Annotated in this window: 26 protein-coding genes; 17 read left to right on the forward strand and 9 right to left on the reverse strand. The window is 63.3% G+C overall.

The window, feature by feature from the left end:
* Positions 1–406: 406 nt before the first annotated feature.
* The 5 genes from Mame_RS00100 to Mame_RS00120 all read left to right on the forward strand — a co-directional run bounded on the left by Mame_RS00100 (position 407) and on the right by Mame_RS00120 (position 6,326).
* Positions 407–1,351 (forward strand): ABC transporter permease, encoded by a 945-nt coding sequence (locus Mame_RS00100; RefSeq protein WP_018063545.1) that lies wholly within the window; start codon positions 407–409, stop codon positions 1,349–1,351.
* Positions 1,351–3,285, forward strand: coding sequence for a dipeptide/oligopeptide/nickel ABC transporter permease/ATP-binding protein (locus Mame_RS00105; RefSeq protein WP_018063544.1), 1,935 nt, complete (start codon positions 1,351–1,353; stop codon positions 3,283–3,285). The genes Mame_RS00100 and Mame_RS00105 overlap by 1 nt, the downstream gene beginning before the upstream one ends.
* Complete coding sequence (locus tag Mame_RS00110) at positions 3,278–4,273, forward strand: ABC transporter ATP-binding protein (protein WP_018063543.1); 996 nt, start codon at positions 3,278–3,280, stop codon at positions 4,271–4,273. Before Mame_RS00105 ends, Mame_RS00110 begins: the two co-directional genes overlap by 8 nt.
* Positions 4,270–5,070, forward strand: a complete 801-nt coding sequence (locus Mame_RS00115) for a FadR/GntR family transcriptional regulator (RefSeq protein WP_018063542.1) — start codon at positions 4,270–4,272, stop codon at positions 5,068–5,070. Before Mame_RS00110 ends, Mame_RS00115 begins: the two co-directional genes overlap by 4 nt.
* A 323-nt stretch (positions 5,071–5,393) precedes the next feature.
* Entirely contained in the window at positions 5,394–6,326 is a 933-nt protein-coding gene (locus tag Mame_RS00120) for an acetamidase/formamidase family protein (protein WP_018063541.1), read from the forward strand.
* A 17-nt stretch (positions 6,327–6,343) separates the two neighbouring features.
* On the opposite strand, the gene Mame_RS00125 is transcribed toward Mame_RS00120, so the two are convergent.
* Genes Mame_RS00125 through Mame_RS00135 form a run of 3 tightly spaced genes read right to left on the reverse strand, consistent with a single transcriptional unit; the run spans position 6,344 to position 11,141 of the window.
* Positions 6,344–7,537 carry an osmoprotectant NAGGN system M42 family peptidase gene (locus Mame_RS00125; protein WP_018063540.1) on the reverse strand — a complete coding sequence of 398 codons (1,194 nt, stop codon included), beginning with the start codon at positions 7,535–7,537 and terminating at the stop codon, positions 6,344–6,346.
* Positions 7,538–7,540: 3 nt separating this feature from the next.
* Positions 7,541–9,355 carry an N-acetylglutaminylglutamine synthetase gene (gene ngg, locus Mame_RS00130; protein WP_018063539.1) on the reverse strand — a complete coding sequence of 605 codons (1,815 nt, stop codon included), beginning with the start codon at positions 9,353–9,355 and terminating at the stop codon, positions 7,541–7,543.
* A gap of 10 nt (positions 9,356–9,365) precedes the next feature.
* A complete protein-coding gene (locus Mame_RS00135; protein ID WP_026173256.1) occupies positions 9,366–11,141 on the reverse strand; it encodes an N-acetylglutaminylglutamine amidotransferase in 1,776 nt (591 codons plus the stop codon).
* Positions 11,142–11,333: 192 nt separating this feature from the next.
* Between Mame_RS00135 and Mame_RS00140 the strand changes: the two genes are divergently transcribed.
* Complete coding sequence (locus Mame_RS00140; protein WP_018063537.1) at positions 11,334–11,816, forward strand: MarR family winged helix-turn-helix transcriptional regulator; 483 nt, start codon at positions 11,334–11,336, stop codon at positions 11,814–11,816.
* A gap of 7 nt (positions 11,817–11,823) precedes the next feature.
* Here the strand turns inward: Mame_RS00140 and Mame_RS00145 are convergent, their stop codons facing one another.
* The gene (locus Mame_RS00145; RefSeq protein ID WP_018063536.1) at positions 11,824–12,090 is read right to left on the reverse strand and encodes a DUF7218 family protein; all 267 of its coding nucleotides are present in this window, start codon (positions 12,088–12,090) and stop codon (positions 11,824–11,826) included.
* Between the two features lie 62 nt (positions 12,091–12,152).
* Positions 12,153–12,407 carry a hypothetical protein gene (locus tag Mame_RS00150; protein WP_018063535.1) on the reverse strand — a complete coding sequence of 85 codons (255 nt, stop codon included), beginning with the start codon at positions 12,405–12,407 and terminating at the stop codon, positions 12,153–12,155.
* 137 nt (positions 12,408–12,544) lie between these two features.
* Between Mame_RS00150 and Mame_RS00155 the strand changes: the two genes are divergently transcribed.
* A complete protein-coding gene (locus Mame_RS00155) occupies positions 12,545–13,150 on the forward strand; it encodes an exopolysaccharide biosynthesis protein (RefSeq protein WP_018063534.1) in 606 nt (201 codons plus the stop codon).
* 139 nt (positions 13,151–13,289) lie between these two features.
* Complete coding sequence (locus tag Mame_RS00160) at positions 13,290–14,630, forward strand: MATE family efflux transporter (RefSeq protein ID WP_018063533.1); 1,341 nt, start codon at positions 13,290–13,292, stop codon at positions 14,628–14,630.
* A gap of 24 nt (positions 14,631–14,654) precedes the next feature.
* Here Mame_RS00160 and Mame_RS00165 read toward each other — a convergent pair whose 3' ends face one another.
* Genes Mame_RS00165 through Mame_RS00175 form a run of 3 tightly spaced genes read right to left on the reverse strand, consistent with a single transcriptional unit; the run spans position 14,655 to position 18,077 of the window.
* Positions 14,655–15,644, reverse strand: a complete 990-nt coding sequence (locus Mame_RS00165; RefSeq protein ID WP_018063532.1) for a membrane dipeptidase — start codon at positions 15,642–15,644, stop codon at positions 14,655–14,657.
* 17 nt (positions 15,645–15,661) lie between these two features.
* Entirely contained in the window at positions 15,662–17,092 is a 1,431-nt protein-coding gene (locus Mame_RS00170) for an NAD(P)-binding domain-containing protein (protein ID WP_018063531.1), read from the reverse strand.
* A 19-nt stretch (positions 17,093–17,111) separates the two neighbouring features.
* A complete protein-coding gene (locus tag Mame_RS00175) occupies positions 17,112–18,077 on the reverse strand; it encodes a LysR family transcriptional regulator (protein ID WP_033409622.1) in 966 nt (321 codons plus the stop codon).
* Between the two features lie 124 nt (positions 18,078–18,201).
* On the opposite strand from Mame_RS00175, the gene Mame_RS00180 reads away from it, so the two are divergent.
* The 7 genes from Mame_RS00180 to Mame_RS00210 are packed head-to-tail and all read left to right on the forward strand — an operon-like array spanning position 18,202 to position 23,581.
* The gene (locus Mame_RS00180) at positions 18,202–19,212 is read left to right on the forward strand and encodes a TRAP transporter substrate-binding protein (RefSeq protein ID WP_018063529.1); all 1,011 of its coding nucleotides are present in this window, start codon (positions 18,202–18,204) and stop codon (positions 19,210–19,212) included.
* Between the two features lie 6 nt (positions 19,213–19,218).
* Positions 19,219–19,740 (forward strand): TRAP transporter small permease, encoded by a 522-nt coding sequence (locus Mame_RS00185; protein ID WP_018063528.1) that lies wholly within the window; start codon positions 19,219–19,221, stop codon positions 19,738–19,740.
* Positions 19,737–21,026, forward strand: a complete 1,290-nt coding sequence (locus tag Mame_RS00190; RefSeq protein WP_018063527.1) for a TRAP transporter large permease — start codon at positions 19,737–19,739, stop codon at positions 21,024–21,026. The genes Mame_RS00185 and Mame_RS00190 overlap by 4 nt, the downstream gene beginning before the upstream one ends.
* Positions 21,023–21,511, forward strand: coding sequence for a hypothetical protein (locus tag Mame_RS00195; RefSeq protein WP_018063526.1), 489 nt, complete (start codon positions 21,023–21,025; stop codon positions 21,509–21,511). Before Mame_RS00190 ends, Mame_RS00195 begins: the two co-directional genes overlap by 4 nt.
* Positions 21,508–22,095, forward strand: coding sequence for a peroxidase-related enzyme (locus tag Mame_RS00200; RefSeq protein ID WP_018063525.1), 588 nt, complete (start codon positions 21,508–21,510; stop codon positions 22,093–22,095). The genes Mame_RS00195 and Mame_RS00200 overlap by 4 nt, the downstream gene beginning before the upstream one ends.
* Positions 22,092–22,466, forward strand: a complete 375-nt coding sequence (locus Mame_RS00205; RefSeq protein WP_018063524.1) for a RidA family protein — start codon at positions 22,092–22,094, stop codon at positions 22,464–22,466. Before Mame_RS00200 ends, Mame_RS00205 begins: the two co-directional genes overlap by 4 nt.
* Positions 22,463–23,581 (forward strand): PLP-dependent cysteine synthase family protein, encoded by a 1,119-nt coding sequence (locus tag Mame_RS00210; RefSeq protein ID WP_018063523.1) that lies wholly within the window; start codon positions 22,463–22,465, stop codon positions 23,579–23,581. Before Mame_RS00205 ends, Mame_RS00210 begins: the two co-directional genes overlap by 4 nt.
* A 135-nt stretch (positions 23,582–23,716) precedes the next feature.
* Here Mame_RS00210 and Mame_RS00215 read toward each other — a convergent pair whose 3' ends face one another.
* Positions 23,717–24,175, reverse strand: a complete 459-nt coding sequence (locus Mame_RS00215) for a pyridoxamine 5'-phosphate oxidase family protein (RefSeq protein WP_018063522.1) — start codon at positions 24,173–24,175, stop codon at positions 23,717–23,719.
* A gap of 176 nt (positions 24,176–24,351) precedes the next feature.
* Here Mame_RS00215 and Mame_RS00220 point away from each other — a divergent pair, with 176 nt between their 5' ends.
* Both Mame_RS00220 and Mame_RS00225 read left to right on the forward strand, forming a co-directional pair.
* Positions 24,352–25,224: a LysR family transcriptional regulator gene (locus tag Mame_RS00220; RefSeq protein WP_018063521.1), complete on the forward strand. Its 873-nt coding sequence runs from the start codon at positions 24,352–24,354 to the stop codon at positions 25,222–25,224.
* Positions 25,225–25,518: 294 nt separating this feature from the next.
* Positions 25,519–26,496, forward strand: a complete 978-nt coding sequence (locus Mame_RS00225; protein ID WP_026173253.1) for a DUF1852 domain-containing protein — start codon at positions 25,519–25,521, stop codon at positions 26,494–26,496.
* Positions 26,497–26,514 lie beyond the last annotated feature (18 nt).

Below are 26,514 nucleotides of genomic sequence, written 5' to 3' on the forward strand. Positions count from 1 at the left end.
CGGGCTTGTCCCGAGGATCTAATCCCCTCTCCACGCGAGCGGAGTCGATGGTGAGAGAGCAAGGCCGATCTTGTGATCTTTTCTGACCCGAAACGCCAATCGTGTTGGTGCGTGCTTAGACCCTCGGGACAAGCCCGAGGGTGACGACAGAGGACGGACTGGGCCCGGTGGCAGGGCCGCACCGCTTGCTCCCAATACTCTCTCCCGCTGGCGGGAGAGATGCCCCGAAAGGGGCAGTGAGGGTGGCGCAGCGTATCCAATTGTGAGGGCGTTCGAGGGGATATTCTCCCCCCTCACTGTCGCTGTCGCGACATCTCTCCCCTCCGGGGCGAGAAGATTGGGGGGCTATGCGGTAATGCCGCCAGCCCGTCATAGCAGGTTTCATGGCCATCACGGAGAGCACGCTATGGCACACTATATCCTCAGGCGGCTTCTGGCTGTCATTCCGGTGCTTCTCGGTCTCACCGTGATCGTGTTCGCGATCATGGCGATGATCCCCGGCGATCCGGCAACCGCTATTCTCGGCTCCTACGCGACGCCGGAAAATGTCGACCGCATCAACCGCGCGCTCGGGCTCGACAAGCCGCTGGTGCAGCAATATTTCATCTGGCTCGGCAATATTCTCCAGGGCGATTTCGGCCGCTCCTACACCCAGAACCGCCCGGTAATCGACATCATCACCGAGCGCTTCGGCAACACGCTGATCCTTGCCGGCACCTCGCTGGTGCTCTGTTCCATCCTCGGCCTTCTGGCCGGCATCGTCTCGGCGGTGCGCCAGTATGGCTTTACCGACAAGCTGGTGACGCTGTTCGTGCTGATCGGCATTTCCGTGCCTTCGTTCTGGCTCGGCCTGCTGCTGATCCTGGTCTTCGCCGTCAAGCTGCAATGGCTGCCGGCAAGCGGCATGTATGCGATCTATGGCGGCGGCGGACCTATGGATCTCATCAGACACCTGATCCTGCCCGCCTTCACCCTTTCGGTGGTGGCCACCGGCGTGGTGGCGCGGCTGACGCGCACCTCGATGCTGGAAGTGCTGCGCCAGGACTATATCCGCACCGCCCGCGCCAAGGGGCTGAAGGAGCGCCGGGTGATCATGCGCCACGCCTTCAAGGCCGCGCTCGTCTCCGTCATCCCGGTACTCGGTATCCAGGCCGGCTTCGTGCTCGGCGGCGCGGTCTATATCGAGACCGTGTTCCAGTGGCCGGGCATCGGCTCGATGCTGGTGACCGCGATTTCCACCCGCGACCTTTTGACCGTCCAGGGCGGCGTGCTGGTGGTGGCGGCAGCCTATGTGCTGTTCAACCTCGCCGCCGATGTCGTCCAGACCATGCTTGACCCGAGGTTGCGCTGATGACCGACGCCGCGATTTCCACACCCGTGAAGAAGAAGAAGGGCGGCCGCCCGAGCGCGGTCAAACTGCTGCTCAACAACACGCTCGCCACCACCGGGCTGATCGTGCTGATGCTGATCGTGCTGGTGGCGCTGGCCGCGCCCATCCTGCCCTTGCAGCCGCCGAATGTCACCGATCCATCGGTGCGCCTGCTGCCGCCGCTCTCCGAAGGCCATCTTCTCGGCACCGACGCGCTCGGCCGTGATCTGCTGTCGCGGCTGATCTGGGGCACGCGGGTGAGCCTCGCCGTCGGCGTCTCCGCCACGCTGATCGCCGCCTTCTTCGGCTCGCTGATCGGCCTCGTCGCCGGCTATGCGGGTGGGCGGACCGACAATATCCTGATGCGCGGCATCGATATGGTCATGGCCTTTCCCTATATCCTGCTGGCGCTGGCGATCGTCGCCGTGCTCGGCCCGGGCCTCCTGAACGCGCTCTATGCCATCGCCGTGGTCAATATCCCGTTCTTCGCCCGTAATATTCGCGGCATGACGCTCGGCCTGTCGCGGCGCGAATTCGTCGATGCGGCCCGGCTTTCGGGCAAGTCGCATTTTGCGATCCTGTTTGGTGAGGTTCTGCCCAATGTGCTGCCGGTGATCATCATCACCATGTCGACCACGATCGGCTGGATGATCCTCGAGACGGCCGGGCTTTCCTTCCTCGGTCTCGGCGCCCAGCCGCCGCAGGCCGATCTCGGCTCGATGCTGGGCGATGGCCGCAAGGTGCTGTTCACCGATGCCCATGTCTCGATGGTGCCGGGCCTGATGATCTTCGCGCTGGTCATGAGCATCAACCTTTTCGGCGACGGCATCCGCGACGTGCTCGACCCGCGGCTGAAATCCGGCGCGCTGGCAAGGCCCGGCGCCCGCACCGCCGTCAAGCGCGAGGCCGCGCCCGACGAGAAGCCGCGCGAAAACGCCGTGCTCGACGTCCAGCAGATGCGCACCGAATTCCATGTCGGCGGCAGCATCTACAAGGCCGTCGGCGGCGTCGATCTGCATATCCGCGAAGGCGAATGTCTCGGGCTGGTGGGCGAGTCGGGCTCCGGCAAATCGGTGACCGCGATGTCGCTGATGGGCCTTGTGCCGACCCCGCCGGGCCGCATTGCCGGGGGCGCCGCATGGTTTTCCGGCGAGGACCTGTTTGCCGCAAGCGACGAACGCATCCGCCAGTTGCGCGGCGGCGCTGTGTCTCACGTGTTCCAGGACCCGCTGTCGACGCTGCATCCGCTGTTTACCGTTGGCGATCAGTTGATAGAGGCGATTCAGGCGCACCAGCCGCTGTCGAAATCCGAGGCGCGCAAGAAGGCCACCGACCTGTTGCAATCGGTGCGCATCCCCAATGCGGCCGAACGGCTGAACGCCTTTCCGCACGAGCTTTCCGGCGGCATGCGCCAGCGCATCTCGATCGCGATGGCGCTCGCCAATGACGCACAGCTTATCATCGCGGATGAGCCCACCACCGCACTCGATGTCACCGTGCAGGCGCAAATCCTCGAGCTGATGAATGGGCTGCGCAAGGAGCGCAACACCGCGATCCTGTTCATCACCCATGATTTCGGCGTGGTGTCGGCGATCTGCGACCGGGTGGCGGTGATGTATGCCGGGCGGATCGTCGAAACCGGCACAACGGAAGAAATCCTCGCCAACCCGGCCCATCCCTACACCGCCAAGCTGATCGACTGCGTGCCGGTGCTGGGCGAGCCCGAGCGGCGGCTCGACGCGATCCAGGGCCGCCCGCCAGTGGTCAACGACCTGCCGGATGGCTGCGCCTTCGCCGACCGCTGTCCCTATGCGCAAGAGGATTGCCGCAAGGGCGACATCCCGATGCTCTCCTTCGGCGAGGAGCGCGGGGCGCGCTGCATCCATCCGCTCAACCGGGAGACCGCCGATGCCTGAGGCCAATGAAACGCTGATCGCGATCGATCGGGCCGAACGCATCTTCGGCGGCGGCAAGACGCTGTTCGGCAAGGCGCTTCCCGCCGTCCACGCCGTGCAGGACGTCACCCTCGATGTGAAAAAGGGCGAGACGCTCGGCATTGTCGGCGAGAGCGGCTGCGGCAAGTCGACGCTTGCGCGCCTGCTTTCCGGCCTCGATCTGCCGACCGGCGGCAAGATCACCTTCGAGGGGCGCGATCTGGCGCATGAGGCGAAGAAGAACCCGCGCGCGCTGGCCCGCCAGGTACAGTATGTATTTCAGGACCCGGTCTCCTCGCTCAATCCACGCAAGAAAATCCGCACCATTCTGGAAGCCCCGCTCATCCATCTGCTGAAGATGAACAAGGCGGAGCGCGCAAAGCGGCTGGAAGAACTGATGGATGCGGTCAATCTCGCGCCCGAATTCCTCGAGCGCTATCCGCATGAGTTTTCCGGCGGACAGGCCCAGCGGATCGGCATCGCCCGCGCGCTTGCCGCCGATCCGGAGGTGATCGTGCTCGACGAGCCGGTCTCCGCGCTCGATGTCTCGGTGCAGGCGCAGGTGCTCAACATTCTCGACGACCTGAAAAGCCGCTTCGGGCTCACCTACCTGTTCATCAGCCATGATCTGTCGGTGGTGGAATCGATCTCGGATCGGGTGGCGGTGATGTATTTCGGCCGGATTGTGGAACTGGGAAGCCGCGACGCGGTGTTTGCCGAGCCGCTGCATCCCTATACCCATCTCCTGCTCAATTCCGCGCCCGCGCCGGGCCGCAGGGCGGTCTCCGGCGGCGATAGCGAGGCGGAGCTGCCGGATCCCTACAACCCGCCGAAGGGCTGCGCCTTTTTCGCCCGATGTCCCAACGGTACGGAGCATTGCCAGACGCATGTTCCGCCGATAGATGAAGCGCAAGGGGGGCCCGGCCACGAAGCCGCCTGCTTCCATCCGATGGTGAAAAGGACGGCATGACCAGACCCAGCCTTGAAAGCCGCCAGGCCTTTGCCCCGCCATTTGCGGAAAAGAAGCGCAAGCGGCCGGATATCATCGCCGATATGCTGCGCGAGCGGATGATCGAGGCCGGGCTTCAACCCGGCGACCGGCTGCCGGCGGAATGGCTTGATCCCGAACAGCTTTCCGCCTCGCGCGGCACGGTGCGCGAAGCGCTGAAAATCCTCGAATTCCAGGGCATGATCGCCAGCAAGACCGGCCCCGGCGGGGGCATCTTCGCCCGCGCGGTCGCGCCCGGCGAGGCGATCCAGACCGTGACCAACCTGTTCCTGCGCGCGCCGCCCTCGATCTCCGATATCTACGCGCTGCGCAAGCAGCTGGAGCCGGAACTGGCGGCAGATGCAGCGCTTCATCTGCCCGACAAAGCGATTGATGATCTGCAGGCCACGATCCGGCTCTACGAGGCCGAGCCGAAATCCGCCGACGAGGAATATGTCCAGCGCCTCGCCGAACTCGACTTCCACGCCGAGCTTTCGCGCCATGCGAAAAACCCCGTCCTCGGCTTTGCCTGCGGCCTGCTCTTGAACCTGCTGCGCGACCTGCCTGAATGCCGGGAAATCTACCAGACGCCCAATCCGGGCCTGCGCGAGACCGGCGTCTTCTATCAGATCGAGCTGATCAAGGCGATCCGCAGCCGCAACCCGGACCGGGCCCGCAAGATCATGGCGGAACATATGGCCGAGGCCGAGGCTTATATGCTCGAGCGAGCGCGGCTGAACCGGGAGGCCGCAGCTGTGACGCAACGTTACGAACCGTAGAAGCGCGACGCGTCGGGCAATCTCAAGTTCACTGAACGACGAAAGGCACCGCAATTGATTGACTGTGTATGCCGTTCAACCGAAGTCTATGCTTTTGCTATTTCTCCCGCTTATCGGGAGCACCGATCCCTCCTTCTCCCGGGGTCACCCTCGGGCTTGACCCGAGGGTCCATGCTCCGTTCTCCGTATGGCCTGGATGCTCGGGTCAAGCCCGAGCATGACGCGAGTGGAGAGAACGGTCGTCGGTCGATAACCTCTGATCTGCGAAAAGCACCTCTGAAGTCCACCTGTTTGACCACCATCACCGCCGCGGAGAGCACATTATGATCCGCACCATCCATTCCCACGAAGGCCACCTCGGATGGGATCGGGCGCTCGAGCCGGTTCACTTCGCAAAGTCCGGCGAGACCATCGCGTTTTGCTGCCAGGATGCCGGACACGGGCACTATCACCACGACAGCACCGCCGCCGATATCCTCACCGCCGATCCGGCCAAGGCGAATCCGCTGACCGGGCCGGTCTATGTTGATGGCGCCGCGCCGGGCGACGCGCTGAAGGTGACGATTCATGAATTCACGCCATCGGGCTTCGGCTGGAGCGCGATCATACCGGGTTTCGGCCTGCTCGCCGATCAGTTCAGGGAGCCGAGGCTGAAGCTCTGGGACTATGATACGGCGGCGCAAAGACCCGCCGTTTTCAACGATATCGCTTCCGTGCCGCTGCGCCCGTTCATCGGTACGATCGGGGTCGCCATGGCGGAGCCAGGCAATCATTCGGTGATCCCGCCGCGCCGCGTCGGCGGCAATATGGATATCCGCGATATCGCCGCCGGCACGACGCTCTATTTGCCGGTCGAGGTTGAGGGCGTGCTGCTGTCGCTCGGCGACACCCACGCTGCCCAGGGCGATGGCGAGGTGTGCGGCACGGCAATTGAAAGCGCGATGGATGTCTCCATTACGGTCGAGGTGGTAAAGGACGCCGCCCCGAAGACCCCGCATTTTTCCACGCCCGGCCCGATCGCCCGCCATCTCGATGCAGCCGGCTACGAGGTGACCACCGGCATCGGCCCCGACCTGATGCTTGCTGCCCGCGACGCCGTCTCGGCGATGATCGACCACCTGTCGCGCACCCGCAAGCTTGCGCCCGAGGATGCCTACATGCTGTGCTCGGTCGCCGGCGACCTGAAGATCAGCGAGATCGTCGACGCGCCGAACTGGGTGGTGTCGTTTTATTTTCCTAGGATCGTGTTCGGGTAGCGCATCCGCCCTGCCCCTCAGGCATGCCCCGCGTGATGCGGGTGCGCCGGGTCGTCGATGGTTTCGCTTTCGACGTCGGCGGAAAGTTCCTGCTTGGCCCTGCCGGTCGGCTGGCGGGTGAAGCCGGTCATCGGGCCGGACTGCTGGAAGTCGCGCTTGATCTCGACATCGGAGGTCAGATAGGCGGTGATCATTTCCGCGATCGAGCGCAGCGCATGCATGTGAATACGCTCATAGCCGTGCGAGGCATCGACGCCGAAGGCGACCAGCGCGGTGCGCACATCAGCGCCCGCTTCGACCGCGCTTGCCGAATCCGAACGGTAGTAGCGGAACACGTCCTTCTGGTAGCGGATATCGTTGGCCTTGCAGACATCGACAAGCTTCTTGGTCAGGTGCCAGTCGAACGGGCCGGTCTGGTCGGCCATCGCGATGGTGACGCCGAATTCCGAGGAGTTCTGGCCCGGCGCCGAGGTGCCGTTGTCAATCGAAACCAGCGATGCGACTTCCGGCGAGACGATCGAGGACGCGCCGACGCCGACTTCCTCGGCAATCGTGAACAGCCAGTGGCTGGCGACCGGGGTTTCGACATTCTCGTCCTGCATCGCCTTCAGCGCGGCCAGCATCAGCGCCACGCCGGCCTTGTTGTCAAGATGGCGCGAGACGATGAAGCCGTTGTCCAGAAATTCCGGAAGGGGATCGATCGCGACGATATCGCCGATCTCGATGCCGAGCCGGTCGAGATCGGCTTCGTCGCGGGTCAGGGCATCGACGCGCAGCTCGACATATTGCCAGCCGACCGGCAGCTCGTCGATTTCATTGTTGAAGGTGTGCCCGGACGCCTTCAGCGGCAGGATGGTGCCGCGATAGGAGCCCTTTTCGGTGAAGATCGTGGCGCGCGCGCCCTCGGCAAACCGCGCCGACCATGTACCGATCGGCACCAGTTCCAGCCTTCCGTTCGATTTCAGATATTTCACCTGCGCGCCGAGCGTATCGACATGCGAAACCACGGCGCGCGCGCCGCGGCTGTCGACGCCGCGCCGGACGGCGCGGATCGCGCCGCGACGGGTCAGCTCCACCGAAAGGCCGAGCTTTTCCAGCTCTCCGGTCACGAAACGGACGATGGGGTCGGTGTAGCCTGTCGGCGAGGGAATCGCGAGGAGCGATTTGAGAATGTCGGACAGGTAATCGGCGTCAATCGTCAGTCGTTTCATCTGCTACTCGTTCTTGTGGGCCTCGCGCACCGAATGGCGTACGCCGGCCGGCATTGAAAGCGGGAACAGCAGGTCGACAAACCGTTCGGCCGTCGGCTGCGGCTCGTGATTGGCTAGCCCCGGCCGCTCATTGGCCTCGATAAAGGCATAGTCCGGGTTTTGCGGGGACTTGATCATCAGGTCAATCCCCACCACCGGAATATTGATCGCGCGCGCCGCCGAAATCGCCGCATCCACCAGCTTCGGGTGGACGATATCGGTGACATCGTGAATGGTGCCGCCGGTATGCAGATTGGCTGTTCGGCGCACCCTGATTTCGGTGCCCGCCTCCGGCACATCGGCGAAGGTGTATCCGGCATCGCGCACCGTGCGTTCGGTCTCGGCATCGAGCGGGATCGAGGATTCGCCGCCGGTTGCCGCGCTGCGCCGCTCGCTCTGGCTCGCGATCAACTGCTCGATCGAGGATTTGCCGTCGGCCACGATATGGGCCGGGCGGCGCACGGCGGCGGCGACAAGCCGATAGTTGATCACGATCAGGCGCAGATCCTCGCCCTGCACCATCTCCTCGATCAGCACCGTGTCGCAATAGGCTTTCGCTGCCTTCACGGCTTCCTCGAGATCCTCATAGGTCGTGATCCCGACGGATATGCCCCTGCCCTGCTCGCCGCGCGCGGGCTTGACCACGAGGTGGCCGGCATCCTCCAGGAAGCCGCGGATCGCATCCTCGCCGGCATCCGAGGTCATCTGGCGCGGCACCTTCACGCCCGCCTCCTCGACGAAACGGCGGGTCACGGATTTATCGTCGCAGATCGACATCGCGACCGAGGTGGTCAGCTCCGACAGGCTTTCCCGGCAATGGATCGAGCGCCCGCCATACGAGAGCCGGAAGAAGCCGCCTCTTGCATCGGTGATCTCGGCTGAAATCCCCCTGCGCCGCGCCTCCGTCACGATCAGCCGGGCATAGGGGTTCAGTTCCTCATAGTCATCCGCCTCCGGTCCGGTGAACAGCTTCTCGTTGATCTGGTTCTTGCGCTTGACCGTGAAGAACGGCACCCGCCTGAAGCCGAGCTTCTCGTAGAGCCGGATCGCCGGATCATTGTCGTGCAGCACCGAGAGATCGAGATAGGACGCGCCGCGCGCCAGGAAATGCTCGGCGAGCCTGCGCACCAGCGCCTCGCCGATGCCGCGCTGGCGGGCCTGCGGGTCGCTTGCCAGGCACCACAGCGACGATCCCTTTTCCGGATCGTTGAACACCCGCGAATGGTCGATGCCGGTCACCGTGCCGAGAATATTGCCGCTGTGCTCCTCCTCGGCGACGAAATAGGAGATCGAACGGGCATCGCGCTGGCGCCAGAAGAAATCCGGCCTGACCACGACCATGCCGCGCGCGGCATAAATCCGGTTGATCGCCTGGGCATCGATCTCCGATGTCAGCCGGCGGATGAAGAAGCCCTGCGGCGGCTTGGAGGCCGGGCGGTAAGTGGAAAGCTCCAGCCGGAAGGTATGCGAGGGATCGAGAAACACCTCCTGCGGCGCGTTCGCCAGCACCACATGCGGATCGCGGACATAGATCGCGATATCGCGGTGGTCCGGCACCTCGGCGCGCAGCGTCTCGATCAGCAGTTTGGCATCGGAAAACGTCTGGCCGAAGACCACCCGCCCCCAGCCGCAATCGATCGAGGCGTCCGGCGTCATGTCGCCGTGCTCCTCGCCGCCGGGGATCGGCGGCTTCATCCCGTGCGAGCGCATCCGTTTCAGGCGATGGGCATAGGCCTCGCGCCCGCGATGATCGTCCCTGGAGCCTTTGTCCGAACTCATCGGCTTTTCCTCAGATGTCGTGCGACTGCAGCCACATTTCCAGAAGCGCGACCTGCCACAGTTCCGAACCGCGCAGCGGCGTGATGTGGCCGATCGGGTCGATGAACAGGTCATCGAGATAGCTCTTCCTGAACAGCCCGCGCTCGCTGGAGACCTGGCTGGTCAGCACGTCGCGCACCATGTCCAGATACTCGCCCGAGATGTATTTGAGCTGGGGCACGGGGAAATAACCCTTCTTGCGGTCGATCACCTCGTGAGGAACCACCAGCCTTGCCGCATCCTTCAGCACGCCCTTGCCGCCGTCATTGAGCTTGAACTCCGGCGGGATCGTGGCCGCGAGCTCGGCGAGCTCATGGTCGAGGAACGGCACGCGCGCCTCCAGACCCCAGGCCATCGTCATATTGTCCACCCGCTTGACCGGGTCGTCAACCAGCATGACCTGGCTGTCGAGGCGCAGCGCCCGGTCGACCGGACCTTCGGCGCCCGCCGCCATCAGATGGCTTTCGACGAAGGCGCGGCTGACATCCTCCTCGGCCAGCCATTCGTCCGAGAGATGGCGCGAAAGCTTGGCGTGGTCGCGGTCGAAGAAGCCCTTGGCGTAATCGCCGACGACATCGTTGGAATTTTCCAGCGGCGGATACCAGTGATAACCGGCGAAGATCTCGTCCGCGCCCTGGCCGGATTGCACCACCTTGATATGCTTGGAGACCTCGCGCGACAGCAGGAAGAAGCCGATATTGTCGTAGGAGACCATCGGTTCCGACATCGCGTTGATCGTGTCCGGCAGCGCGCTCATCAGTTCGGAGGACGGCACGAAGATCTTGTGGTGATCGGTCCCGAAGCGTTCGGCAATCAGGTCGGAATAGGTGAATTCGTCGCCCTTTTCGCCATTGGCCTCCTCGAAACCGATCGAAAAGGTCATCAGGTCCTTCTGGCCTTCCTCAGCCAGAAGCCCGGTGATGATCGAGGAATCGACGCCGCCCGACAGCAGCACGCCGACGGGAACGTCGGACACCATGCGGCGCCTGACGGCGGTGCGCAGCGCGTCGAGCACCCGATCGCGCCATTCCTCGCGCGTGAGTTTGGCGGTCGCGGCATCGCGCTCGTGTTTCGGCGACCAGTAGCGGATATCCTCGAATGAGCCATCCGGCTCGAAGCAGCGGGTGGTGGCCGGCGGCAGCTTGCGCACGCCCTTGACGATGGTGTGCGGCGGCGGAACCACGGCGTGGAACGACATGTAATGATGCAGCGCCACCGGATCGACCGACTTATCGATGCCGCCGCCCTTCAACAGCGCCGGCAGCGTCGAGGCAAAGCGGATATTGCGTCCGCTCATGGCATAATAGAACGGCTTAATGCCGAAACGGTCGCGCGCGATCATCGCCTTGCCGCTGTCGCGCTCGACAATGGCGAAGGCGAACATGCCGTGGAACCGCTTCACGCAATCGCGGCCCCAGGCGTGATAGGCCTTCATGATCACTTCGGTATCGCCGGTGGAGAAGAACCGGTAGCCCTTGTCCTCCAGTTCGCGACGGAGTTCGGGATAATTATAGATGCAGCCGTTGAAGACGATGGTGAGCCCGAGCTCGGGATCGGTCATCGGCTGGGCGGCCTTTTCGGAAAGGTCGATGATCTTCAGGCGCCGGTGACCGAAGGCGAAACGGCCCTGGGCGAAGATGCCGCTGCCGTCCGGCCCGCGTGGCGCGAGCGCCGCGGTAATCCGGGCAACGGCCTCGGAATCTGCAAGGGTTCCATCGAATCTGATCTCTCCGGCAATACCACACATGGTCTGGTCGGTCGCTCCTGTGGACTGGCTGCCCGGTTCAGCCGGGCGCATAAGGCAAAACGCCGGCGCGGACACCGCGCGGCGCAGACTGTTTTTCATGGCGCGGGCGCAAAGCCCGCATCTCGGGTTCGGTTTTAGTTACAACAGAAATCATTTGAGTTCAAATGATTTCTGTTGTAACTAGTTTCCACGATGATGGACAACAAACCTGATACAGCGATCAACAATGCCGATGCGGTGATGAAGGCGATCCGCCGGATCGCCCATGCGATCGACATCCGCTCGAAGCGGATCGGCCGCGAAACGGGGCTGACGATCCCGCAGATCGTGGTGCTGAAGGCCGTGAGCGACCAGGGCGCGCTGACGACGGCGGCGATTTCAAAGCAGGCGGACCTCAGCCCCGCCACCACCGTCACCATTCTCGACAAGCTCGAGGCCAAGGGGCTGATCACCCGCATCCGCTCCACAAGCGACCGGCGCACCGTGCAGGCAGCACTGACAGAGACGGGCGCGCGCACGCTGGAAGGAGCGCCGTCGCTTTTTGCGGATGGCTTCGCCTCCGACTTCGCCACCTTTACGGGAGAAGAACAGCGCGACATCGTCGCAGCCTTCAAGATGGTAGCCGACCTGCTTGATCGCGACGACGCGGGAAGCCCTGAAAGCATGGCGCGCTGACCCCGTCTCAGTGGTTTCGGAGCGCCTTGATCAGGTCTTTCTTGCTCATCTTCGACCGGCCCTCGATGCCGATCTCGCGGGCGCGATCATAGAGATCGTCGCGCGTCCACTCCTCATAGGGCTGCGCCTCGCCGCCCTTCCTGGAGGGCTTCATGCGGTCATTGGCCTTTGCATTGGCAATGCGCGCGGCCTTTTCCTTCGAGGCTCCGTCGCGACGCAGAGCCTGATAGGTATCCTCGTCCTTGATCCGGGCTTCGTCTTTCGCGGTGGGCATAACATCCATCTCCATCGAATTTACCTGAAAAACGATGGAGACGGGCTTTTGGTTCCGGGCCGTTACCGGTTGGCGCGCGCCTCCGCGCCGTCGACGATCGTGCGGATCGTTTCGGCGACCCGGTACTGGAAGGCGAAGGCCTCGTCCGGCTCGAAGCCCGGATCCTCCTCCTGGCCCTTAACGGTCAGCAGTCCGTCGAGCGCGCGGCGGAAGACCGAATAATCCTTGCCCTCGGCAAGGGCCGCGGCAAGCGCGATCAGCACCTCCTGATGCGCCGCCATCTGCGCCTCCAACCGTTCCAGACGATGTTCCGACATAATATCCTCGCTTTCCCCTGTTGCATGGAAGAGGTACACAGCGCGCGACGAAATGCAATCCCGTTCGCCGCATGCCGGAACCAAGCGCGGTGTGCGGCGTTTCGAAGTCATCACATCAATGTTTGCAGGAGTCTTGCTTGTCGCCCGCCACCGCGCCCGAACGCGAGTTTCACTCGCTGACGGAAATCGTTCAGCAGACCATGGAGGAGGCAGGCGACGGCCACGTTTCGGTGGACCACCTCATGGCCTCGTTCGGCCACGCCTCGTTCGTGCCGCTGCTGATCCTGCCGGCGCTGGTGCTAATCACGCCGCTGAGCGGCGTACCGGGGCTTTCGACATTATGCGGATTGATCATCATGATGATCGCGGCCCAGCAGCTCGTCGGCCATACCCGGATATGGCTCCCCGGCTGGATTCGCCACAGGCAGATCGCCAGCGCCAGGTTGCAGCCCGCCATGGCGAAGGTTCTGCCGCTGACGCGCTTTATCGACAGGACCGCGCGCGAACGCCTGACCTTTCTGTTCAAGCGTCCCTTCAAGTGGCTGCTGCCGCTTGCCTGCGTGATTTTCGGCGCGATCATGCCGCTGATGGAGTTCATCCCGTTCTCCTCGTCCCTCATCGGCGTCGCCGTGACCCTGATCGCCTTCTCGATCCTCACCCGCGACGGCATCTTCGCCCTGCTAGCCCTTGTGCCGCTGGGAGCCGTGGCCTGGGGCGTGACGAGCGTTCTGTCGTCGCTTTGACGATACCCCAACGGCGCGGCTGCCTGACGCCGCTGTGCAGAGGCCCGCGCTCTTGACGCGCTCAACTGTCTCGCCCTAATCCAGGGACACATCTTTCGCGCCGGGCCAGCCGGCAAATCATGTTTCAGGAAAGCTTATCGTGGAGAATACCGCCGGTCGGGTTTCGCGCCCCTTTCAGGTCACCAACCGGCAGGTTTTCACGATCGCGCTGCCGATGATGATCGCGCATTTCTCGACGCCGCTGGTCAGCCTTGCCGCGACCGGCGTGGTCGGCCAGTTGCGAAACGAGGTGCTGATCGGCGGCGTCGCGCTGGCCGCCGTCATCTTCGATGTGCTGTTCACCACATTCAACTTCCTGCGCGGCGCGACGACCGGCTTCACCGCGCAGGCCGTCGGCGCGGGCGACCGTCGCCAGGAACAGCGCATGCTGCTGGGCGGCATCTTGATCGCGCTTTCCGCGGGCCTTCTCATACTCCTGCTGCACGTGCCGATCGGCCATCTGGGCCTGGCGGCGCTCGATGCCGACGGTCCGGTGGGCGATGCGGCCTGGACCTACTACGCCTGGCGGGTGTGGTCGGCGCCGTTCGCGCTTTTCAATTTCGTGGTCTTCGGCTGGGTGATCGGCCGTGGCGAGGCGATGACGGCGCTGCTGCTGCAGGTGGTGCTGAACGCGCTGAACCTGTTTCTGGCCTTTGCCGGCGTATTATGGCTCGGTTACGGGCTCGCGGGCGCGGGAGCCGCGAGCCTGATTGCCGAGGGTATGACGGCCGTGATCGGCGCGGTCCTGATCCTCAGACGCACCGACCGAGAGCTTTGGGAATGGCCGGACCTTTCCGCGCTCAAGCGCATGTTCTCGGTCAACCGCGACATGATGATCCGCTCCTTCGCGCTTCTGATCGGGCTTTCCTTCTTCACCCGCCAGTCGGGCGTGCTCGGCACCGATATCCTGGCCGCCAATACCGTGCTGCTGCGCTATTATTTCCTCGGCGTCGCCTTCCTGGACGGTTTCGCCACCGCCGCGGAACAGCTCGCGGGCCGCGCGGTCGGCGCGTTCTACCGCCCGGCCTTCGAGCGCGTCATCAAGCTCACCACGCTCTGGGGCGTGGCGATGGCGCTGGCGGTATCGGCAGTGTTCTTCCTCACCGGCCCCATGGTCGTGGCCCTGATCGCGCCTATCCCCGAGACGCAAGCGCTCGCCCACACCTACCTGCCCTACGCTGCGATCATGCCGCTCATCGGCGTGATCGCATTCCAGATGGACGGCGTGTTCATCGGCGCGACATGGTCGCGCGAGATGCGCACGCTGATGCTGGCGTCGCTGGCCTTCTACTTCGCGGCCTGGGCGGTGCTCCAGCCGCTGTTCGGCAATCACGGCCTCTGGATCGCAATGCTGCTGTTCCAGGGCGCGCGCTCGGTCTTCTTCCGACTGACGTTGCCGAAGCTGGCGGACCGGACCTTTTCGCCTGCGGCTTCGCCATAATTCCGAAACCAGGCGATCCGACGATCACCCCCAGACCGTGCCGAAGAGCCGCATCCAGTTGCCGCCAAGGATTTTCTCGATCCGGGTTTGCGACCAGCCGCGGCGTTGCATTTCCGCCGTCAGGTTCGGGAATTCGTCGTTGCGGCGGATGCCTTCCGGCTTGGTGATCCTCGCCGAGCCGAACTCGGTCAGCGTGCGGCCGGTGCCCTTGTCCTTGTTGGCCCAGAGCAGCCACGGTCCCGGACGCGGCCGGTTATGGTTGAAATCGGTTCCGATCGCGACATGGTCTTCGCCGACGAGATCCATCGTGTATTCCATGGCGTCGATCACATCGGCAACCGTCGCGTCATTGCCCTTGGCAAGACCGGGCGCAAACAGCGAGGTGCCGATGACGCCGCCCTTTTCGGCGCAGGCCTTGAACACCTCGTCCGGCTTGTTGCGCGGCACATCCTTCAGCCCGCGCGGCAGGCAGTGGGTAATGGCGACCGGTTTTTCGGAATAGGCGATCGTATCGAGCGAGGTCTGGATGCCAACATGCGACAGATCGATCAGAATGCCGCATCTTCCCATCTCGTCCACGGCCTCGCGACCGAAGCCGGTCAGGCCGCTGTCCTTTTCCTCCAGATAGCCCGCGCCGAACAGGTTCTGGGTATTGTAGGTCAACTGCATGATGTTGACGCCGAGGTCCTTGAAGATGCCGAAATAATCCAGCCGGTCCTCGACCGGCGAGGTGTTCTGCCAGCCGAAGATGATGCCGACCTTGCCCGCCGCCTTGGCGCGGCGGATATCGTCCAGCGTTTTAACCGGCATGGCGATATCGGCGTTTTCGGCCAGCTTCTGTTTCCACATGATCACATATTCGATCCCGCCGCGAAAATTCTCCCACAGCACGGAGGACGCGCTGATCGCGGTCACGCCGCCGGCCTGGGCTTCCAGCAGGATGTCGCGACTGAAATCCGAGCATTGCAGGGCGTCGATGACGATCGAAGAGGAGTGGATGTAAGTTTCGTTCATGGCAGTTGTCCTAAAATTCAGGCGGTCATGGCGAGATCGCTTGGAAGCCATTCCTCGCCGGTCATGTCGGGGCGATCGTAGTCGCGGAAGCGGGCGAGATGGATTTCGGCATCCTCGGCCATGAAGGAGCGCACCAGGCCCGAGGCGAGCCTTCGCGCGCCCTCGCTGGAGGACGGGATGCCGGAGGTCACCTTGCCGTGGCTGGGGACTGAAGGGTAGGCAAAGCAGGTGAGTTTCGAGAGCGCGGGGCATGCGCCTTCACGCTTTTCGAGAAATGCGAAGTCGGGGCCAAGATAGGGATGGGCGGCGAGGCCGGGGTTTTCCACCGCCTTCTCCGCGCCCATCACATCGCCCCATGTGCGGATATGCGGCGCAAAGGCGGCAAGCTCAGGCCGCTCGGCAAGATCGATGCCGAAGCCAGTGGCGAAGATTGCGACATCGGCCGCAAGCGCGCCCTTTGGCGTGACGATGCGGATGCCGTCCGCGGTTTCCTCAACCCCGGTGACGGGCGCGCCGACGTGGAGAAAGGCATTGTCGTGACGGGCGACGCGCTCGACCGAATGCTTCGGCGGCGGCACGGGAAAGCGGTCGCCCTCGTTCATGATTTCCCACTTGACCCGGTCGGGCAGGCCGAGATAGCCCGATGTCATGCCGCGCGAACCGGTTCCGGTAAACTTGTCGATGACGGGAATGGCGGGACGGCGCACCAGAAGATCGAGCCGGGCGCAGCCCTCTTCCAGCGCGGTCGCCGCGTTGTCCATGGCGGAAGCACCGGCGCCGACCACAACGACGCGTTTGCCCTTCAGAGTCTTCGTGTCGAACACGTCGGCGGAATGATAGACCTTGCCCTTCGGGATGTGCCGCGCGACGGCGGGAAGGCGCGGCGCGCCCATAGCATCAAGACCGGTGGCGATCACCACCCGGCGGGCCAGCACCGTTCCTTGCGTTGTCGTAAGTCGCAGCAGGTTGCCTTCAGGCGCAATCCCTTCGACATCGCAGTCATTGACGATATCGGCCTCGGTCACCCGCGCAAACCAGTTCATGTAATCCATCCACATGGTGCGCGGCGCAAGCTCCATGCGGACCCACGCGTCTTCGCCCCATTGCGCCTCGAACCAGGCGCGGAAGGTGAGCGCGGGAATGCCCATGGCAGGGCCGGCCGCTTCCTTGACGGTGCGCAGCGTTTCCATGCGCGCATAGGTGACCCAAGGACCCTCGCGTCCCTTCGCAGCGCGGTCGAACAGACGAACCTTGAAAATCCCCTCCATCCGCAAGGCGAGATTGGCGGCAAGGCCGCAAAGACCCGCGCCGATGACCGCCACATCCAGAACGTCGCCCCCGTCCGGGCCGTCGGTCGCCGGCATCCATGCCTTCGGCGGCAGGTTCAGCAAAGTGCGTTGGCGTTCAAGTTCGGCTTCCAGGGCCGCAAGGCCAGAAGTGTGCGTCATGAGGTTTCAGTTCCTTGCATTACAGACTGGACCGTTCCAGTGTCCGCACGTCCGCGGGATCGTGGAACACGCAGTCCGGGATGGTCGCCTTGCAGGCAGCCTCGAAGCCTGCCGCGAAAGACAGAAGCTCGCCGGGAAGCACCCGGCCGGCGGCGCTGAACAGCCCCCAGATATAGGGCAGGCTGACGGAAAGCGGCCGGATCGCAACGCCCTCGACGGGAATGCCGAACGCCGTGACCGGATCGATGATGGCGATGCCAAGCCCGGCCCGCGCGGCCATCATAGCGTTGAGCGAGGAATTGGTGACGATCTCGCCTGAGGGGGTGATGTCTTCGCGCTTGAGCGCGCCGTTGATTTTGCCGCGAATACGATAGGCATTGCCGACGGTCAAAAGCCGCGCGGCGGAAAGCGCTTCGAGAGCAAGCGGCCCGTCCACATCAAAGGGGCCGCCTTCGGCAATGGCGGCCACCAGCCGGGATTCGCAGATCACCTTGGCTTCGAGCGTGGCATGTTCCAGCGGCAGGGCCGAAATGCCGAAATCCGCCGCGCGGCTGGTCACGGCGCGGGCCACATGCTCGGCATTCATGGTCTCGATATTGACCACGCCCGGCAAATCCTCGCCCATGAGTGCCAGCGTCGGGCTTAGAAGCCCCCCGGCCATGGTGGGAGTCGCCGCGATATCGATCGCGGCGATCTGACCGTCGCGAATGGCGGCGGCGCGTTCGCGGATCTGATGCAGGCCCGACATCAGCCGCTGCACCTCTCCATAGAACTGAAGCCCGCGTTCTGTCGGCGATATGCGCGGCCCGTTGCGGTGAAACAGCGGGAAACCCACCGAATCCTCCAGTTCCTTGATCTGGCGGGTCACGGCCGGCTGGCCGATACCCAATTGCTTGGCAGCCGCCGTCATCGAGCCGCAGGCCATGGCGGCCTGGAAGGCTTCGAGCGCTTTCACATCGGAAATTTTATCATTCGATATTGACATATTGAACGCATCATTATCCATATACGTGATATTGGCAAGTGCAGATTAAGCCATTCACGCGTCACGGGCGGCAAGCCGCGATGGCGAGACCGGAAACGGAACGATAAAACAGAGGAATAGCAGCATGTCTTTGATAGCACGCATCGCAGGCGTCGCGACGATCGCGATCACAACGGCCACAATGGCGCAGACAGCCTCGGCAGCCGACGTCTGGCGCCTGAGCTCGATGATGACCCCCGACAGTTTCGAGGGGAAGGCCTACCAGAAGTTCGCCGATCTGGTGTCGGAATACACCGATGGCGAGATCGAGGTGAAAATCTATCCCAACGAGCAGATCGGCTCGATGGATTCCGTCATCGAGCAGCTCAGCCAGGGGATCATCCAGCTCGCGCCTTCGAGCCTGTCCTTCATGTCGCGCTGGGAGGACAGCATTCGCTATGCCTCCGCGCCCTTCCTGTTCGACAATTACGACCAGTGGTCGAATTTCATCGATGGCGAGCTGTTCCAGTCCTGGCTCGGCGAAGTCGAGGACAAGGCCAATATCACCGTTCTCGGCAGCATTCCGGAGATGCCGCGCGGCACGTTCCGCACGCTATTGTCCAACAAACCGGTCGAGACGGTTGACGATATCAAGGGCCTGAAGCTGCGTCAGTTTCAGGACCAACTCGTGATCGATGCCTGGACCTATCTCGGCGCGGAAGTGCGCGTCCTGCCCTGGGGCGAGGTCTATGACGGCATCAATCGCGGCATCGTCGATGCCGTGACCTCTCCGGCGGAACTGATCGAATCCACCCGTTTCTACGAGGTAGCGCCCAACATCATCCGCACCGACGAATATCCGCAGGCGGTTGCCTGGATGATGAACGCCAAGGCCTGGGACAAGCTGACGCCGGAACAGCAGGACGCCCTGGAGCGCGCCCACAGCGAAGCATCCGCCTATGCCCGCGAACTGCTGGAAGAACAGGCAGCGACGCTGGAAAGCGACCTGGAGGCCAAGGATGGCGTCACCGTGAACCTTGACTTCGACACCACGCAGTTCAGCGACAGGATGGCGGCCTTCTATCAGCAGCGCGCCGACAACGGCGAGTTGCCCGAGGGCCTGCTGGACGCCGTTCAGGCCGCGAAGCAAGAGTAAGGCACGATGCGTGCGCTTGACGGATTTCTTGACGCCATTGCCAGCCTCTTCAAGGGGCTGGCGACCCTCTGTCTCGCCGTCATGGTGGCGCTGAACCTCTTCAACGTCGCCTTCCGGGCGGTGTTCGATCATGCCTTCGGCTGGATATTCTCGTGGACGCTGCTGTTGTTCATCTGGATGCTGCTGCTCGGCTTCTTCGTCTATATGCGCAACCGCCGCGACGTGGTTGTCGATATCTTCATGTCTCGCCTGCCGCCCGTCGGACGGCGGATCGGCGGCATGTTCGCCTGCCTCGTCGGCATGGCCGTGATGGCGGCGATCCTGCGCGGCGCGCCGGCGCTGATCTCGCTGCAGCGCGCGCCGATGGACGGCACCGGCCTGCCGATCTGGACCCAGTCGCTACCGCTGTTCGTCTCCGCCGCGCTGGTGTTCGCGCATTTCCTGCTGTCCTTCATCGAGATCGCCACCGGCCGGGCCGAAGCGTTCCCGCGCGATATCGAACCGGTCGAAAAAGGAGCCGTCGAATGATCCTCGGTCTGATCGTCATCGGCGGTTTCGTGCTGCTGATGCTTATCGGCGTGCCGGTAACCGTCGCCATCGGCGCCGGCGCCATTATCGGCCTCTACTGGGCCGGTTTCGGCGATATGGGCATCGTCGTCCCGCAACAGATTCTCGATGGCGCGGCAAAGCCGGCGCTGCTCGCAATCCCGTTCTTCGTGCTGGCCGGCAATCTGATGAACACCATTGGGCTAACCGATCGCATCTTCAATTTCTGTCTGGCGCTGATCGGCCATTTCCGCGCCGGACTTGCCTATGTCAACGTCGTCGCCTCGCTGCTGTTTGCGGGCGTTTCGGGCGCGGCTACCGCCGATATCGCCGGCCTCGGCCAGCTTGAGGTGAAGGCGATGCGCGAGCGCGGCTATTCGCCTCAATTCTCGGCTGCCCTCACGGTCGCGACATCGCTTGTCGGACCGATCGTTCCGCCCTCGATCAGCCTGATCGTCTATGCCTGGCTTGCCAACCAGTCGGTGGCCCGGCTGTTTCTGGCCGGCATCATTCCCGGCATTCTCGTCGCGATTTCCTTCATCCTCTATATCCGCGTCGTTTCGATCTGGACGCCGATGCCGCGGGAGAAACGCGCCAGCATCAGCGACATCCGCCGCGCCACGCTCGAGGGACTTCCGGCGTTGATCGCGCCCGCCATCATTCTGAGCGCCATTATCTTCGGCTTTGCCACGGCCACCGAAGCCGGCGTGATCGCCTGCGGCTATTCGCTGCTGATCGGCCTGTTCTATCGCACGGTGACATGGAAGGGCGTGCGCGACGCGCTCACCGAAAGCGCGGTGCTTTCCTCCCTGATCATGATGATCATCGGTGTCTCACAGATCATGGGCTGGCTGTTTGCCTTCGAGCAGGTGCCGCAGGCCTTTGCCTCCGGCATTCTGGAGGCGATCAGCAAGCCGTGGGTTTTCATGGCCTTCACCATCGTGCTGCTGGTCATCATCGGCTGCTTCATGGAGGCGACGCCGGCCAAGATCATTCTCCTGCCGCTGCTTCTGCCGGCCGCCGACGCCTTCGGCATCGACCGGGTGCAGTTCGGCATGGTGATCACCCTTGCCCTGCTTTTAGGAATTGCCACGCCGCCGCTCGGCGTCGGGCTTTACCTGATGTCGGCCGTTTCGGGCGTACGCTTCGAAAAGCTGGCGATATCGATCCTGCCACTGCTGATCCCGCCGATCGTCGTGCTGATCCTGCTGGCGACCGTGCCGGAGATTACGCTCTGGCTCCCCAATCTCATCATGGGACCGCAATGACCATACACCATGCCCGGCCCGACGCGCTGGACCGCGCCGGCGGCCTTGCCGAAGACGGCGAAGTCTACGCCCTGCGCGCACTTCGCCCCGAATTCCTGAACGGTGCTGAGGATTGCCGCGTGGCCGTTCTCACCCCTCACAACGATCTCGGCCTGTCGCCGGCGCTGCGCGCTGCAATCGCCCGCCGGGTGGCGCTGACGGCCGACAATGAAAAGCTGCTTGCCGAATATCCCGTGCCGGAAGATGAGAGCCTAGCCACGCTTTCTCGCGGGGAGATGCCGGGAGACGGCCGCCTTGCGGCGATCGCCGCCCATGCCGACATGATCGCCGCCAATCCGGGCGCAAGCACCCGCGAAAGCCTCGATGCGCTGCTTGCGGCCGGACTGAGCGTGCCGCAGGTGATCGCGCTGTCCGAGCTTCTGGCCTTTGCCTGCTTTCAGATCAGGGTCGCCCACGGACTTTCGCTGCTGGAGGAAGGTGCATGAGCGCTCTGGGTTCCATCCGCATCAAGCCTCTCACCTGGCATCCGCATCTGCCGCCGGTCGAGATCGAGGACGCCACGCCGGAACAACTGGAAGCGATGAAGGTTACGCCGTCGGCGAAGAAGGTTTCGCCCTATGTGCGCACCCTTGCCCATGATCCCGAAAGCTATGTCGCGCGCACCACGCTGTTCAATGCGATCATGTATGCCGAGGGTGGTCTGCCGCGCGCCGAGCGCGAACTCGGGGCGCTGGCCGCATCGCAGGTCAATGGCTGCCGCTACTGCGCCAATGTCCACGCCCGCCAGCATATCCGCCTCTCTGGCTCCTCTGACGTGATTGCGGCGCTCTGGACCGAAGACCGCGCTGCGTTGTCGGCCCGCGATGCCGCGATCGTCGCGTTCGCCGAGGCGCTGACGGCGACTCCGCCCAGCGCCGACAAAAGCCATATTGCGGCGCTGAAGGCCGCAGGTATTGAGCCGTTCGAGATCATCGACCTCATTCATGCTATTGCTATATTCGGTTGGGCCAACCGCCTGATGCACCCGCTCGGCCATTCGGACAATGAAGACAGAAGGACCGCGCCATGAAAGCCATTAACACCGACAAGGCCCCTGCCGCAATCGGCCCCTACAGCCAGGCCGTTCGCCATGGCGATCTGCTGTTCGTGTCGGGTCAGCTTCCGATCGATCCGGCAACCGGCGGGTTCGTGGAAGGCGGCGTGGTGGAGCAGATGCGGCAATGCCTGAAGAATATCGCGGCGATTGCCGCGGAAGCCGGAACCGACCTGACGAAGACGATCAAGACCACCGTGCTTCTGACCGACCTTTCCGGCTTCGCCGACGTCAATGAAGAATACGGCAAGGCCTTTGCCGAGCCGTTCCCGGCGCGCGCCTGCTATGAAGTCTCGGCCCTTCCCAAGGGGGCGCTGGTCGAGGTCGAGGCGGTGATCGCGCTATGAGCGGCGACAGCCTCCTGACCGACGATCTGGACATCGCGCTGCCGGCCTGCGCGGAGCGCGCCTGGGCGCGCCGCGCCATCGGGCTGTTGCAGGGCGACGCCCGCCGCTCCGCCGACACCCATCTCATCAAGCCAGTCTTTCCCGGCCTCACCGGTCTTTCGGTCTATCTGAAGGATGAAAGCACGCATCCGACGGGCAGCCTGAAACACCGCCTCGCCCGTTCGCTGGTGCTTTACGGCATCTGCAACGGGCATATCCGCGAGGGGACCACGCTGGTCGAGGCGTCCTCGGGCTCGACGGCGGTTTCGGAGGCCTATTTCGCCCGCATCCTGCATCTGCCCTTCATCGCCGTGATGCCGCGTACCACGTCGCGCCAGAAGATCGAGGCGATCGAACGCTTCGGCGGCCAGTGCCATCTGGTCGAACGCTCCGGTGAGGTCTACGAGGCCGCGCAACGGATCGCCGCCGAGACCGGCGGCCATTATCTCGACCAGTTCACCTTCGCCGAGCGCGCCACCGACTGGCGCGGCAACAACAATATCGCCGAGAGCATTTTCGCGCAGATGGAGAACGAGGAGCACCCCACCCCCGAATGGGTGGTGATGAGCGCAGGCACCGGCGGCACCTCGGCCACGATCGGCCGCTATATCCGCTACCGCAACCTGCCGACGCGGCTCTGCGTCGTCGATGTCGAGAACTCGGTGTTTTACGACAGCTATGTCAGCGGCGACCGCACCGTCAGCCGCGATGACGGGTCCAGGATCGAGGGCATCGGCAGGCCGCGCGTCGAACCCTCCTTCCTGCCGACGGTCATCGACCACATGATCCGGGTCCCCGACGCCGCATCCCTTGCAGCCATGCATGTTCTCTCGAAACGCATCTTCCGCCAGGTCGGCGGCTCGACCGGCACCAATTTCTTCGGCCTCTGCCGGATCGCGGCGCAGATGATGCACGAGAAGCGCGAAGGCGCGCTCGTCACCCTGATCTGCGACAGCGGCGCGCGGTATGCCGATACCTATTACAACCCCGACTGGCTGAAGGAAAACGGCCTCGACATCGCGCCCTATGTCGACCAGCTCGAGCGCTTCCTCGACACGGGCCGGCTGCAGGCCTGACCGGCCTTCGGCGATCAGGCTTATTGCGCTGCAAGGTTATCGCTGCAGCAGTGATATCCGTGGCTTGCTCCAAACGTTACCGCCGGGTACCTGAAAGGACACCCGACGGATAAAAATAACGCCAGGTACGAAGCGTCAGAACCGGACCTCGAAGTGATCGCCCATATCGGGCTGCTCGTCAGTGACCTTGGCCTTGGCGATCTGGATCGCAAAACCGATCGAACCCTTTGTGGCCCAGACTTCGGCGAAATCCGGGTCAAACCTGATCAACCGGATATCGGGGTCATCGATTCCCTCAAACCAGCTGGAGGCGACCGGATTCCAGAGCTCCTCGAGCTTCTTTCGATCCTGGACCAGCTCGGACTTGCCTTCCACGCGGGCGTGCATCTCGCCATTGCCCGTGACGATAAGCGAACTTTCGGTCTCGCCGGCCTCGATCGCCTTCACCAGATCAGTGCCCTTCGCGGTGATAAACCAGATCACCCCTTCCTTCTCATTGGGGTAAGGCGACATCGGCACATGGCGGGCGGAACCAATGCCCAGCATCGCCGCGCGAACATCGTCCATTTCTTTCCAGAATTCCGATTTTGACATTGTTTTCTCCTTTGCAGGGATAAACGCCTTCCGCCTGAAAAGGTTGCCTGCCGATTTTGGGAAAGAGGCTCGCGCGCGACCACTTTAAGCGCGGACCGTTTTTCGGCGATCAACAGCGCTTCCATTTCCACCCGAACGGCTTTAGACCATGGAAACATGACAGGGATTCATGCTCCATGATCGATATCCAGCCTCTGGCCATCCTGCGTGAAATAGACCGGACGGGCAGTCTGACCCAGGCGGCCGAGCAGTTGAACCTGACCCAATCGGCCGTCAGCCACGCCATCCGCCGCTTCGAGGACCGCTATGGCGTCAAGCTCTGGGAGCGCGAGGGGCACAAGCTGCGCCTGACGCTTGCCGGAGATTATCTTCTCGGCCTTGCGCAGCGAGTGCTGCCGCAACTCGAACATGGCGCGACGGTCATCGAGGATTATGCGCGCGGGCGGCGCGGCGCGATCCGGGTGGGGATGGAATGCCACCCTTGCCAGGACTGGCTGATGCGCGTGGTCGATCCGTTCCTGGCGGAATGGCCGGATGTCGAACTGGACGTGACCACGGCCTTTCAGTTCGGCGGGCTGGCAGCGCTTTTGAGCCACGAGATCGACATTCTCGTCACCCCCGATCCGATCGAGCGCGCAGGGCTCGAATACAGGCCTGTCTTCGATTACGAACTGGTTCTGGCGGTTGCCGAGAGCCACCCTCTGGCGCGGAGCCAACGGGTCGAGCCGGAGGATCTGGCGGGCGAAACCCTGATCACCTATCCGGTCTCGCGCGAAAGGCTCGATATCTTTACCCGCTTCCTCGTGCCCGCCCACGCCCTGCCGCGTCGCCACCGCACGGTGGAGACGACCGATCTGATGCTGCGGCTGGTGGCATCCGGCCGCGCCGTCAGCGCCACGCCCGACTGGCTTCTGCGCGGAGCCAAGGGGGTGAAGGGCGTGCGAATTGGCGAGGGCATCGCCAAATCGATCCATCTCGGATACCGCAAGGGCAACCGGGCCGCCTACCTGGATGGCTTCATGCATCTGGCCGAGGCCGTTCATATCTGAACCATCGCTGGATGGCCGGCCGGGCTTACTGGGGCGTCTAGCGCCAAATGCAGGCAGCGAACGGGTATCGTCGCGCGGCGGCTCCGATACGGCCCCCTCATAACATGACTACGTGTCATGTTTTTCTGATAAATAATCATTTTTTATCATGTGAAAACTCGGGCATACAACACCCAGCGCCTGAGCCGTCGGTTCATGAAGACTGCTGATGACGCAGGCTTGGGAACAAGCTCGACAGGCCTCGAAACCGCAATCAATGCCCGCGCGCGCTTTCTCGGAAGCCAGGATACCACGATGACCAATGACCTCACCTTCACGATCAAGAGCATTCGTTTCGACGAAAATTACAAGCCGTCCGATGCCACGCGGACGACTACCAATTTCGCGAACCTGGCGCGCGGTGAGCGCCGGCAGGAGAACCTGCGAAACGCGTTGCGCATGATCGATAACCGTTGCAACGATCTCGCGCATTGGGACAATCCGGAGAGCGACCGTTACGCGGTCGAGCTCGACATCATTTCCGCCGAACTGGATATTGACGGCACTGGCCAGGCTTTCCCGGCCATCGAGGTGCTGAAGACGACGATCCTCGATCGCAGGACCGGCGCGCGGATCGAAGGCATCGTGGGAAATAACTTCTCCTCCTATGTGCGCGACTATGATTTCAGCATCCGGCTACCCGAGCATAACAGGGAACGGGCGGGTTTCAGCGTGCCGGAGGATTTTGGCGAACTGCACGGAAAGCTCTTCCAGTGCTTCGTGAATTCGAAGGCGTACAAGGCGCATTTCCGCAAGCCCCCGGTCATCTGCCTCAGCGTTTCGGAAAACAAGATCTATCGCCGCACCGCAAACCGGCACCCCGTCCTGGGTGTTGAATACGAGGCCAACGAGCCGTCCCTGACCGAGCAGTATTTCCGCAAGATGGGTTTGCAGGTACGCTATTTCATGCCGCCTGAATGCGCGGCGCCGCTGGCCTTCTATTTCTTCGGAGACCTGCTCAACGACTACACCAATCTGGAACTGATCGGCACCATCAGCACCATGGAGACGTTCCAGCGGATCTACCGACCCGAGATCTACAACGCGAACTCGGTCGCGGGCCAATGCTACAAACCGAACCTGAAGCAGAGCGACCATTCGCTCACCCGCATCGTCTATGACCGGGAGGAGCGGACCCGGCTCGCCATCGAGCAAGGCAGGTTCGCGGAGGAGCATTTCATCAAGCCCCACGCATCCCTTCTGGGCCGATTGTCGGCGCAACACGCCCTTTGACCCATTCAAGAATCTACA

The sequence above is a fragment of the Martelella mediterranea DSM 17316 genome, assembly GCF_002043005.1.
GTDB lineage: Bacteria > Pseudomonadota > Alphaproteobacteria > Rhizobiales > Rhizobiaceae > Martelella > Martelella mediterranea.

Coding starts and splice junctions, on each gene's coding strand:
- Mame_RS00100 (WP_018063545.1), top strand. CDS start 407: ATGGCACACTATATCCTCAGGCGGCTTCTGGCTGTCATTCCGGTGCTT.
- Mame_RS00105 (WP_018063544.1), top strand. CDS start 1,351: ATGACCGACGCCGCGATTTCCACACCCGTGAAGAAGAAGAAGGGCGGC.
- Mame_RS00110 (WP_018063543.1), top strand. CDS start 3,278: ATGCCTGAGGCCAATGAAACGCTGATCGCGATCGATCGGGCCGAACGC.
- Mame_RS00115 (WP_018063542.1), top strand. CDS start 4,270: ATGACCAGACCCAGCCTTGAAAGCCGCCAGGCCTTTGCCCCGCCATTT.
- Mame_RS00120 (WP_018063541.1), top strand. CDS start 5,394: ATGATCCGCACCATCCATTCCCACGAAGGCCACCTCGGATGGGATCGG.
- Mame_RS00125 (WP_018063540.1), bottom strand. CDS start 7,537: ATGAAACGACTGACGATTGACGCCGATTACCTGTCCGACATTCTCAAA.
- ngg (WP_018063539.1), bottom strand. CDS start 9,355: ATGAGTTCGGACAAAGGCTCCAGGGACGATCATCGCGGGCGCGAGGCC.
- Mame_RS00135 (WP_026173256.1), bottom strand. CDS start 11,141: ATGTGTGGTATTGCCGGAGAGATCAGATTCGATGGAACCCTTGCAGAT.
- Mame_RS00140 (WP_018063537.1), top strand. CDS start 11,334: ATGATGGACAACAAACCTGATACAGCGATCAACAATGCCGATGCGGTG.
- Mame_RS00145 (WP_018063536.1), bottom strand. CDS start 12,090: ATGCCCACCGCGAAAGACGAAGCCCGGATCAAGGACGAGGATACCTAT.
- Mame_RS00150 (WP_018063535.1), bottom strand. CDS start 12,407: ATGTCGGAACATCGTCTGGAACGGTTGGAGGCGCAGATGGCGGCGCAT.
- Mame_RS00165 (WP_018063532.1), bottom strand. CDS start 15,644: ATGAACGAAACTTACATCCACTCCTCTTCGATCGTCATCGACGCCCTG.
- Mame_RS00170 (WP_018063531.1), bottom strand. CDS start 17,092: ATGACGCACACTTCTGGCCTTGCGGCCCTGGAAGCCGAACTTGAACGC.
- Mame_RS00175 (WP_033409622.1), bottom strand. CDS start 18,077: ATGTCAATATCGAATGATAAAATTTCCGATGTGAAAGCGCTCGAAGCC.
- Mame_RS00180 (WP_018063529.1), top strand. CDS start 18,202: ATGTCTTTGATAGCACGCATCGCAGGCGTCGCGACGATCGCGATCACA.
- Mame_RS00185 (WP_018063528.1), top strand. CDS start 19,219: ATGCGTGCGCTTGACGGATTTCTTGACGCCATTGCCAGCCTCTTCAAG.
- Mame_RS00190 (WP_018063527.1), top strand. CDS start 19,737: ATGATCCTCGGTCTGATCGTCATCGGCGGTTTCGTGCTGCTGATGCTT.
- Mame_RS00195 (WP_018063526.1), top strand. CDS start 21,023: ATGACCATACACCATGCCCGGCCCGACGCGCTGGACCGCGCCGGCGGC.
- Mame_RS00200 (WP_018063525.1), top strand. CDS start 21,508: ATGAGCGCTCTGGGTTCCATCCGCATCAAGCCTCTCACCTGGCATCCG.
- Mame_RS00205 (WP_018063524.1), top strand. CDS start 22,092: ATGAAAGCCATTAACACCGACAAGGCCCCTGCCGCAATCGGCCCCTAC.
- Mame_RS00210 (WP_018063523.1), top strand. CDS start 22,463: ATGAGCGGCGACAGCCTCCTGACCGACGATCTGGACATCGCGCTGCCG.
- Mame_RS00215 (WP_018063522.1), bottom strand. CDS start 24,175: ATGTCAAAATCGGAATTCTGGAAAGAAATGGACGATGTTCGCGCGGCG.
- Mame_RS00220 (WP_018063521.1), top strand. CDS start 24,352: ATGATCGATATCCAGCCTCTGGCCATCCTGCGTGAAATAGACCGGACG.
- Mame_RS00225 (WP_026173253.1), top strand. CDS start 25,519: ATGACCAATGACCTCACCTTCACGATCAAGAGCATTCGTTTCGACGAA.